The 10,142-nt window shown below is 43.6% G+C and carries 7 protein-coding genes; 2 read left to right on the top strand and 5 right to left on the bottom strand.

Translation table 11 applies throughout. The features are described from left to right. Positions 1-1,352: aspartate kinase (locus tag AC6I5A_RS00200; protein ID WP_034610305.1), on the bottom strand; the 1,352-nt coding region annotated here is incomplete at its 3' end. Between the two features lie 72 nt (positions 1,353-1,424). Then, positions 1,425-2,012, bottom strand: coding sequence for a hypothetical protein (locus AC6I5A_RS00205; protein WP_034610306.1), 588 nt, complete (start codon positions 2,010-2,012; stop codon positions 1,425-1,427). Positions 2,013-2,239: 227 nt separating this feature from the next. Here AC6I5A_RS00205 and AC6I5A_RS00210 point away from each other — a divergent pair, with 227 nt between their 5' ends. Next, on the top strand, positions 2,240-5,485 hold the full coding sequence (locus AC6I5A_RS00210; protein WP_034610307.1) for a DEAD/DEAH box helicase: 3,246 nt from the start codon (positions 2,240-2,242) through the stop codon (positions 5,483-5,485). A gap of 44 nt (positions 5,486-5,529) precedes the next feature. Here AC6I5A_RS00210 and aguB read toward each other — a convergent pair whose 3' ends face one another. The 3 genes from aguB to AC6I5A_RS00225 all read right to left on the bottom strand — a co-directional run bounded on the left by aguB (position 5,530) and on the right by AC6I5A_RS00225 (position 8,664). After that, positions 5,530-6,408 carry an N-carbamoylputrescine amidase gene (aguB, locus tag AC6I5A_RS00215; RefSeq protein ID WP_034610308.1) on the bottom strand — a complete coding sequence of 293 codons (879 nt, stop codon included), beginning with the start codon at positions 6,406-6,408 and terminating at the stop codon, positions 5,530-5,532. After that, the gene (locus AC6I5A_RS00220; protein WP_034610309.1) at positions 6,405-7,442 is read right to left on the bottom strand and encodes an agmatine deiminase family protein; all 1,038 of its coding nucleotides are present in this window, start codon (positions 7,440-7,442) and stop codon (positions 6,405-6,407) included. Before AC6I5A_RS00220 ends, aguB begins: the two co-directional genes overlap by 4 nt. A gap of 169 nt (positions 7,443-7,611) precedes the next feature. After that, positions 7,612-8,664, bottom strand: coding sequence for a class I fructose-bisphosphate aldolase (locus AC6I5A_RS00225; protein WP_034610311.1), 1,053 nt, complete (start codon positions 8,662-8,664; stop codon positions 7,612-7,614). A 297-nt stretch (positions 8,665-8,961) separates the two neighbouring features. Between AC6I5A_RS00225 and AC6I5A_RS00230 the strand changes: the two genes are divergently transcribed. Next, positions 8,962-10,142, top strand: a 1,181-nt coding sequence (locus AC6I5A_RS00230) for a cell wall-binding repeat-containing protein (RefSeq protein WP_497900369.1), incomplete at its 3' end; no start/stop codon positions are given.

Consider the following 10,142-nt stretch of genomic DNA (forward strand, 5'->3'; position numbering starts at 1 on the left):
ATTATTGCCTTTCTATACATTTCTCGATCGACGACAAATTGCATATTCACCTGGCGCAGCGACTGGGACACACATTTAATGTTGATCCCGTTTTTAGCCAAGGCATTCGCCGCTCTGGCCAGAATCTTGGGCATAGCAATATTGGAGCCAATCACACAGACGATCGCCGCCTCCTGAACGGTAACCGTTTGATATACAGCTTCCAGTTCCGGTACCAAGTGGTCGTTCAAATCTGATTCCCAGATCACGAGCGAGATACTATTGGCGTTAGTAGCTTTCATGATGTAACTGATATTATGACTCTTAAACTTCCTCATAATTTCCAAATCAAACCCTGCTTCTCCGACCATTGATGTATCATGAATTTCCAGGACCACGATTTTATCGGAACCGGCGATGATTTCAATCTTCGCTTGGGGACCAATATAGTCATTGGAGATCACTGTTCCAGGGTGATCCGGGTCGAAGGTATTCTTAATGCGCAGATTAATTCCCGCCATTTCTAACGGTTTCGAAGCATTAGGATGAATGGCTTCCATTCCAATGTCCGCCAGTTGGTCGGCAACATCGTAGTTTGTCCTACCTACGACAATAGCTTTATCCACGCCCACGATTATGGGATCGGCAGAGGATAAATGAAATTCTTTGTGGATAATTGCTTCATCTGCTTGAAGATGTGTGGCAATCTTCGAAAAGGTTATATCTGAGTATCCCCTTTGATATTCCCGCATGATCCCTTCGATCCCTTTTGTATAGCCGGTGGCAACAAGTATCGCCTCCTGAGGATTTACATATCTGAAGGATTTCTCAATACGTTCGCTGATCGAAAGTTGTTGAGAATCGCGAAAACCCGTTAGATCAACTAACTCTGAGAGAATACCGTTGTTACGGAGTATGTTTACCGTATTAAAGGCTGAATGCGCCTCACCAATGGATGCCAGCAACTCCCTGGCAGCGGAGAATATACTGTCCCGCCCGACATACCCAGAGGCGATGATATCTTCCATGCTGTTGAGATAAGCCTTTGTTTGTATGATTCGTTCGACCAGAAAATCACGACATACTTTTTCATCCAGGCCAATGTCGATAAAAGATTTATTAATTTTGAGGGCCTCGCTTAACAGATGATCGATGGAAATTTCATACTCTTCACCATTAATAAAATGTTGATAGATACCCGGAGCTTTTGTTTTTTTATCTTCAAGGAGCATATTGGTTACTCCCGCATAGGCGGAGACAACAAAGACTCTCCCGTAACGGAATCCTAAGGAGCTCGGGTATCCTATAATGTTATTGAGCACATTGTGAAATTGGTACATTGACGTTCCGCCGATTTTTTCAACCGTAAGCATAATTAATTCTGTACCCCTCTTCTAACATTTTTTTGACACTATTATTCGGTAATGTTCATTTAATTCTTCTACTTAATCCCTGTTGAAATATCGACTTGAATTAGCTAACATAAACAGTGGTTTCTGTAAATATTCTATCGGATATATATCATCCCTTGCAGAGATAAGGGCCATAATCTTACCCACCTTGGATAAAGGATCAATGGCTATTATTACAAAAGCGTCTTTTTCAGCGGTTAAGGGATAAATAATATTATTTTTATTAAGCACATCATGATACGCATCCAAGGTAAGAACTCTGAAATCACGGTTACGCCAATGTGTATCGTAAAGTTTGAAAGCTTGATGCGCTACTAAAGGCAAGAATAGTTCCTCCGTCAAATACAGTTCGATTCCAATCATATACCCTTCGCTATCCAGATCATTCCAATATTCACAATGAAAGGCATTATCAACAGCCTCTCGATACGTCTTAGTCGCCAAACGCATTTGATTTAAACTATGACCCATGCCCAGCCATTTGATCCTTGGGATACTAAGACTGTTTACATCATAATATAGTCCGATATCACTTTTCTCGAGGGTGTACTCAGCAATCGTCTCATTGGGCATCAAATAAATATAGCCCATTTGCATGCTGTTATCGCAGGTAATAAGCACGGAACATCCCCTCCTAGCTTTGGTTCTTACTCTTCTTGAACGTAGTATCACTTCTACATATATGTCCCGTTCTCCTGCTATCTTTCCGTTAATACAATCTTACAACGCTTTAACATTTAGTATATGGATAGATTATCACGAGTATGAAATAGACTGGTAACCCTCAAGTATGATATCCTTAATAGATATCCTTCATACATAGAATAACCCGCTAAAAGGAGTATTTCATGCCTCGCTTTAACATTTCTGAACAACAAATTCTGGATCTTGCCGATAATGGTCGAGTATATGAGAAGGGTTTTTCCTATTATACAGCAGGTAGGGTCAGAAATTTCATCTTCTTCCCTGATAATGGTCTGGTGAGCGCTAATGTCATTGGAGGATTGCGTTATGCCGTTCAAGTATCTTTTGAGAAAGATTCCTCTATACGCTCCTACCGTTGCACTTGCCCAGCCTTTACAGGCTCACCGAAGGCATGCAAACATGTCATCGCCGTATTAAAAGCAGCCCAGCAGGAACTACCCACGGCTAGTTCTGATCGTATAGTCCATAACCGCATCGCGGAAGATCTCTTGGAGATATTTTCCAATCATCACCAGGAAATTCCCCAAGAAGAGGTAACCCTCGTCGTAGAACTCCAAATCATCCCCGGTCACCGGGTTTCCGCCCAAATTCAACTCAAACTGGGTCTCCAGCGACTATATGTGGTTAAGAACATTGAACAATTCATCTATTCTATTAAAAAAGGGCGATCTCTTGAATTCGGCAAACAGTTTACGTTTGAACCATCGCACCAATCCTTTAAGGAAGAAGATCAAGCGCTCATCGCCATGCTCCTGGAAATGTTTGAGCAGCATACAGCTTTAACGGAAATGCAAGGGACCTTGTCTACCGCTTCCCCCCTATGCCAAAAATCTTTGCCGCTGAGTGGGTATTACCTGACTAAATTTCTGGACGCCTTAGGGGACAAAGTGTTTCTTTGGGGCATCAGCTCCTCCCCCCTACTTCTCACCCAAATTATCCGGCGTGAGCTGCCTTTGGAGTTCTCCCTCCAGACCCAGGGGCAAGATCTTTCTTTGGCAGTAGAAAGTGACGAAATACCTCTCCAACTTACATCAGATGGCAGTTACTACTCCTACCGGCAAAACATTTATCAGGCTTCCCCTACCCAAAAAGATCTTCTCCCCCCTATTTTAACGGCTCTCCGCAAAGGATCCACGACCAGTCTTGTCATTTCAGCGGCACAGAAAGAGTTTTTCGTTTCGGAAGCTCTGCCTTTACTCGGAAAACTGGGTCAAGTATCTATTGACCCCACCCTGGAGGACAAATTCAACCGCGAACCCTTACAAGCAAGTATCTACTTTGATCGCGCAAAGGATATGGGAATCACTGCCCGGTTGGAATTTCACTATGGTAATACTGTCATTAATCCATTTGCTTCTACCCGGGAAACCCTCAATAATTCAGCAGATAGTACTGTGATCCTCATCCGCTCTGTAGACCAAGAGCGAAAAATCCTAAACATCCTTGAACAAGCCGATTTTATTGTTTCCAAAGGTCAAATTCACCTTGAAGACGACGATAAAATCTTTGAATTTACAGTGACCTGGCTTCCTCAACTAAGACTCCTTGCGGAAATATACTACTCCGATCAATTCAAAGTCAAAATCCGAACCTCTACCACGTTCTCCGGTCAGGTAAGTTTAGACGAAACCTTGAATATCTTAGAAGTTTCCTTCCAATGCAATGATATTGAACAAGACGAATTAGCGGATATTTTTCATTCCCTCCAATTGAAGAAGAAATACCACCGCCTCAGGGATGACTCTTTCCTTGATTTAAACCAGACTGAGTTGACTTCTGTTGCTCAACTTCTGGATTACTTGGACCTTGACGCCGAGGATCTGAACACTAAAGTGCTCAATTTGCCAAGCTACCGGGCTATGTATATTGACAGCTTTTTATGTCATGCTAACCTGCCGGGGGTGCGTCGCAATATAGCCTTTAAACAATTAGTCCAAAGCATCCTCAAACCCCAAGACGGGGAGTTCGAAATCCCCGCAGAATTGCAGCATGTATTAAGGGATTACCAGAAGACCGGCTTCAAATGGTTAAAAACTCTGGCTTCGTTTGGTCTAGGTGGCATTTTGGCCGATGATATGGGGTTGGGCAAGACCTTACAGGTCCTCTCTTTTATTTTATCGGAAAAGCATAATGTTCCAGGACCCGCGTTGGTCATTGCCCCCACGTCATTGATCTATATCTGGCAAGAGGAAGCCAGGAAATTTACCCCCTCCATGCAAGTTCTGGTAGTGGAAGGCACCCCCCAGGAACGACATAACCGATTATCCGATCTGGAAGAACAATGGGACCTAGTGGTCACTTCCTACCCTATACTGCGGCGGGATATCGATAAATTTGCCGGGTTGAAATTTTCCTACTGTTTCTTAGACGAGGCTCAGCACACCAAAAATCCGCAAACCCTAAACGCAAAATCTGTCCAACAGATTCAAGCCCAGGGTTATTTTGCCCTGACGGGAACGCCGATCGAAAACTCGCTTTCCGAACTTTGGTCCCTTTTTAATTTCATTATGCCGGGCTTTCTCCTCTCCCACCAGGGGTTCCGTAAAAAATACGAAATACCGATTATCAAAGGCGAGGACTCTCAACCTCTTGTGGAATTAAGTCGCCATACCAAACCCTTCATTCTACGACGACTGAAGAAAGATGTCCTCAAAGAGCTACCCGACAAGATTGAAACCCTACTTAGCGCTCCCTTGACGGAAGACCAGAAAAAATTATACTTAGCCTATTTACAGGAAGCGAAAGGGAAAATAGCCCGGGAAATTATAACCGTAGGTTATAACAAAAGCCACATGAAAATCCTGGCTGCTCTGACCAGACTTAGACAAATATGCTGTCACCCGGCCTTATTTCTGGAAAATTATACCGGGGAGAGTGGCAAAATGCTGCTCTTACAGGAAATCCTCACAAGCGCTCTCGATAGCGGTCACCGGATTTTGCTTTTCTCCCAGTTTACGACGATGCTGGACATCATCCAAAACTATCTGTGCGCAGAGCGTATTGAGCATTTCTATCTTTCGGGTTCCACTAAAGCTATGGAACGCTTAAAAATGGCCCATTCCTTCAATGAAGGGATGGGAAAAGTATTCCTGATTTCTTTAAAAGCAGGTGGCACAGGCTTAAACTTAACCGGAGCAGATATGGTCATTCACTACGACCCCTGGTGGAACCCCGCTGTGGAAGATCAAGCCACTGACCGTGCACACCGCATCGGCCAAAAAAACGCCGTTCAGGTGATCAAACTCATTGCCCAAGGAACAGTCGAAGAAAAAATTAATGCTTTGCAAGCTAAGAAAAAATCGCTGATTGATTCGGTCATCCAATCGGGGGAAACCTTGCTCTCCAAATTATCCGAACAAGAACTGAAAGAACTTTTTGATTTGATTTGAGATGGGTTTCAAAAATGGGAATTCCCGTATGGATTGCTAATGTGTCACTTAATGGTGAACTCTCCATCAAAGGATGAGATCAGTCCGTATAAGTCAGGCCGCCGGTCCCGGAAAATTCCCCACTCCAGCCTCTGAGTCTCCAGCTTCTCCAAATCAAATTCAGCAACCAAGACAGTTTCTTCTATCCGGCTTGCTTCCGCCACCTTGTTCCCTTGCGGCCCGGCAATGAAGGAAGAGCCATAGAAGGTGATCCTGGAATCTTCGTCCTCCTCAACCCCAATCCGGTTTGAGGTCACCACCGGAATCAGATTTGCAGCGGCATGCCCGCGCATACAAGTCTGCCAATGATCCTTGGAATCGATGGACCCATCTTGGGGCTCGGAGCCGATAGCCGTCGGATATAAGAGCAGCTCCGCACCCATTAAGACCATACATCGCGCGGCTTCAGGATACCATTGATCCCAGCAGATCCCGACCCCAATTTTGGCATAGCGGGTATCCCAGACCTTAAAACCCGTGTCTCCTGGATTAAAATAGAATTTTTCTTCATAACCCGGACCATCCGGGATATGACTCTTGCGATATTTCCCCAACACGTCTCCATTCGCATCAATGACGGCCAGAGAATTATAGCGGGCCTGGTTTTTTTTCTCAAAGAAGCTGATCGGCAGCACCACCTGAAGCTCTTTTGCTACTTGTTTAAAATGCTGAACCGCTTTGTTCTGTTCTAATTCCGTCGCATAGATATAATAGGCGGATTTTTCCTTTTGACAGAAATACGGGGTCTCAAACAGTTCCTGGAGCAGAATAATTTGAGCGCCCATCTTTGCTGCTTCCCGAACAAATACATCCGCTTTGCCAATATTTTCAGTGATGCTTCCCGAACAGCTCATCTGCGTGGCAGCCACTTTTACATTTCTCATCCAACACCCTCCGGCAACTGTTGAGTTATACAATGCACATTGCCGCCCTCCCGGATAAGCGCCATGCCATTAACGGTGCGAATCCGCCTTTTGGGGAAGAGTTTACCCAACACCTGCACAGCTAAACGGTCGGTTTTTGCGGCAATCCCCCCAAAAACGGGCAAAATCAGTCCCCCATTGACAAAATAAAAGTTCAGATAACTCAAGGTATAGCGCTTAGCAGTCTCCGGATCGCACAATTTCGGAGGCTGTTGGATGGGGATAAGTTCGAATTTTCTTCCCAGGGCATCGGTTTCCTCACTCAGGATCTTTAAGTTCCCTTGGGTAATCACGTAATTTTCGTCCTCAGGATCGTCACAAATCTGAATCAGAATCTTACCCGGTGCCGCAAAGCAGGCGATATTGTCAATATGGCCGTCCGTCTCGTCCCCGTCTAACCCGTTTTTCAGCCAGACTACTTTACGCACATTCAAGAATTTCTTTAATTCCGCTTCAATCTGTTCTCTCGTTAGTTCCGGATTTCGATTGGGATTCAGGAGACACTGCTCCGTGGTCAGCAGCGTCCCCTCTCCGTCCACATGGATGGAACCCCCTTCCATCACAAGGGGAGCATCAAAGCAATTCAGTCCGATAGAGTTAAGCATTTGAGGAGCAACCTGATTATCTAAATCCCACGGCGCATATTTACCGCCCCAGGCATTAAATTGCCAATTAACCCCTGCGCCTTCCCCTGTAGCATGGCTCAGAAATGTCGGCCCATTATCCCTCAGCCAGGCATCATTATGCTCGATAAAAAGAATTTCAATCTGATCATTCTGGAATAATCGCGAGAGCTTTTCCGAATCAGCAAGATTTCCAACAATCGTCACTGGTTCAAATTCAGCAATAACCTGAATAATTTCGGCATAGCCATGGCAAACCTCGTCATAATTCTCCGGATAACACATCGAGGACTGAACCGGCCAAGAAATAAAGGTACGCGCGTGCTTGACCCATTCCGCCGGCATTTTATAGTTTAGATTTGTTGGATACATTGTCTTCCCTCATATCTCCGGTTGTGTTGGGGCTATTCTCTATATTCTACTTCATCATCTAAAGAAGATAAAGCTGCTTTTGAGTTAGTTTATAGTTTCAAAAGGGGATGCGCCAAATCTTAAAGCTTCGGCACATCCCCTTTCTTATGAACGCTGTCTCTATTCCTCGTTAAGCTATGGTAATCCCTTCCTCAAGGTAGACATTTTGGATCGCATTAATTATTTCAATACCCTCTTCCATGGGTTTCTGGAATGCTTTTCTGCCGCATATCACTCCCATACCACCGGCTCTTTTATTGATAACAGCAGTTTTCACAGCCTGTTGTAAATCATTTTCCTCTGAAGGACCGCCGGAATTAATCAGTCCAGCTCTCCCCATATAGCAATTGGCAACTTGATAGCGAGTTAAATCGATCGGATGGTCAGTCGTCAATTGAGAGTAAACCAGCTTACTTGTCTTGCCAAATCCTAAAGCAACGTACCCTCCGTTATTAATAGCCTGTTTTTGTTTTACTATATCCGCCTCGATCGTAACACCTAGATGGTTGGCCTGCCCCGTCAAATCAGCGGAAGCGTCATAGCTAACGCCATCCTTTTTAAACCCATCATTCCGCAAATAACACCAAAGCACCGTAAACATGCCCAGTTCATGCGCCCGATTAAAGGCGGCGCTGATTTCTTCAATTTGTCGGCTTGACTCTTGAGAGCCATAATAAATTGTCGCACCTATTCCCAAAGCCCCCAGTTGGAAACCCTGCTCAACGGATGCAAATAGCCTTTGGTCAAAGGAATTAGGATAGGTAAGAAGTTCATTATGATTAATTTTGAGAATGAACGGGATTTTATGAACATATTTGCGTGATACCGCTCCTAAGACTCCTAAAGTTGAAGTGACTGCGTTACACCCACCTTCAATGGCAAGTTTGACTATGTTCTCCGGATCGAAGTAGATAGGGTTCGGTGCAAAAGAAGCAGCTCCAGAGTGTTCTATCCCTTGGTCTACAGGTAATATGGAAAGATATCCTGTGCCGGCTAAGCGTCCATGATTAAAAAGCGTTGCCAAATTTCTCAAGACATTATTCGATCGGTCTGTCATACTAACTATCCGGTCGATAAAATCGGCTCCGGGAAGATGAAGAAGCTCTTTGGGAATAGTCATACATTTGTGTTCTAACAAATCTTTAGCCTCATCGCCTAAAATAGAAACGGTCTTAGAATTCATTACCCTCATCCTTTCATTCTTCATGTCTCTATTCTAATACATAATGTTTACTTATGCATTAGTTTTGCGGCAAATTAATATTTTATTATTGCCGTAATCCCTAAATAAACATCATAATAGGACACAATAGTCTAATTATGATGTTTTAAATTGCCATTTATGATTCTTGAGCGTATTTATTCAGTTTTTCCTCAGAAATAATTTTCTTATAATTTCTATAAATTTCATTAAAAAATAAGTTATTTATGGTATAATCTACATATCTTGATTTTCTCGATAGGGGAAAGGGTGAACTTAGTGAAAAAGATTATATTTACGATCATTACATCGTTAGCTATAATATTAAGCTTACCTTTAATAACAAATGCCAGCCCATTAGTTTTCCCAGCAGAGCGTATTGCCGGACAAGACAGGGTTGAAACGGCTCTTCAAATAGCTCAAAAAGGATGGGACTCAGCTCAAACGGTTATTTTATGTGAATACTCAGATTACCCGGATGCCATAGCTTCAACCCCTTTTGCAGTAAGCTTAAATGCTCCAATTCTGCTTACCAAAGGAGACTCCATTGATCCGCGAGTTCTTAACGAGCTGATTCGCTTAAAGCCGCAAAAAATCATTCTTCTGGGCGGAATCGCTTGTTTACAACCTTCTATCGAAAAAGAGCTGGATACATTAGCTTTACCATGGGAACGTATTGGCGGAGCGGATCGTTATGCAACTTCCATTCTTCTTGCCAAACATTTATCGAGTGATTCACTCATCCTTGCTAACGGAGATGATTTTCCGGATGCATTATCCGCCGCTACCTTTGCCGGGATTAAACAAATTCCTATCGTTCTTACATCAACAACACTTCCTAATTACGTTATTCAATACTATAAAGAAATCGCACCAAAGCATTTATTTGTGATCGGCGGGGAAGCTGTCATCCCTTCTGCCGGGTTAACTAAAAATGGGTTTACGATTGAAACGCGTTTGGCGGGTTTGGACCGCTACGAAACCAATGCCAAAGTCACATCCTATATGAAAGACACTTATGAATCAGATGACCTTTTCTTAGCCTCCGGCATCACATTTCCTGATGCCGTAGCCGGTACGATACTTGCTTCAAAATTCAAGGCCCCCCTTTTACTAACTGAAAAGGAAGATATTCCGCCCTCCGTCTATACCCTCATGCGAGAACATATGAAAATTGAACCCCCAGCTGAGAATACTAATGAAGGCGCCTCCATCTATCAAACTCAAAAAGGAACAATCACCGCTTCAGTTGGCCTAAATCTAAGAGATACCCCCTCACCTACAGGAAATTTGCTAGATACCATTCCGAAAGACACGACGGTTGATCTTATCCAAAAGCAAGATCAATGGTATAAAACAACCTATCAATCCAAAACGGGTTGGATTTTTGCTGAGTATGTTAGCCCTGCCACAAAGTATATTGTCAATTCTACGACCGGCATTGATTTAAGTGTGAATGG

This window comes from Desulfosporosinus sp. Tol-M2 (genome assembly GCF_059735615.1).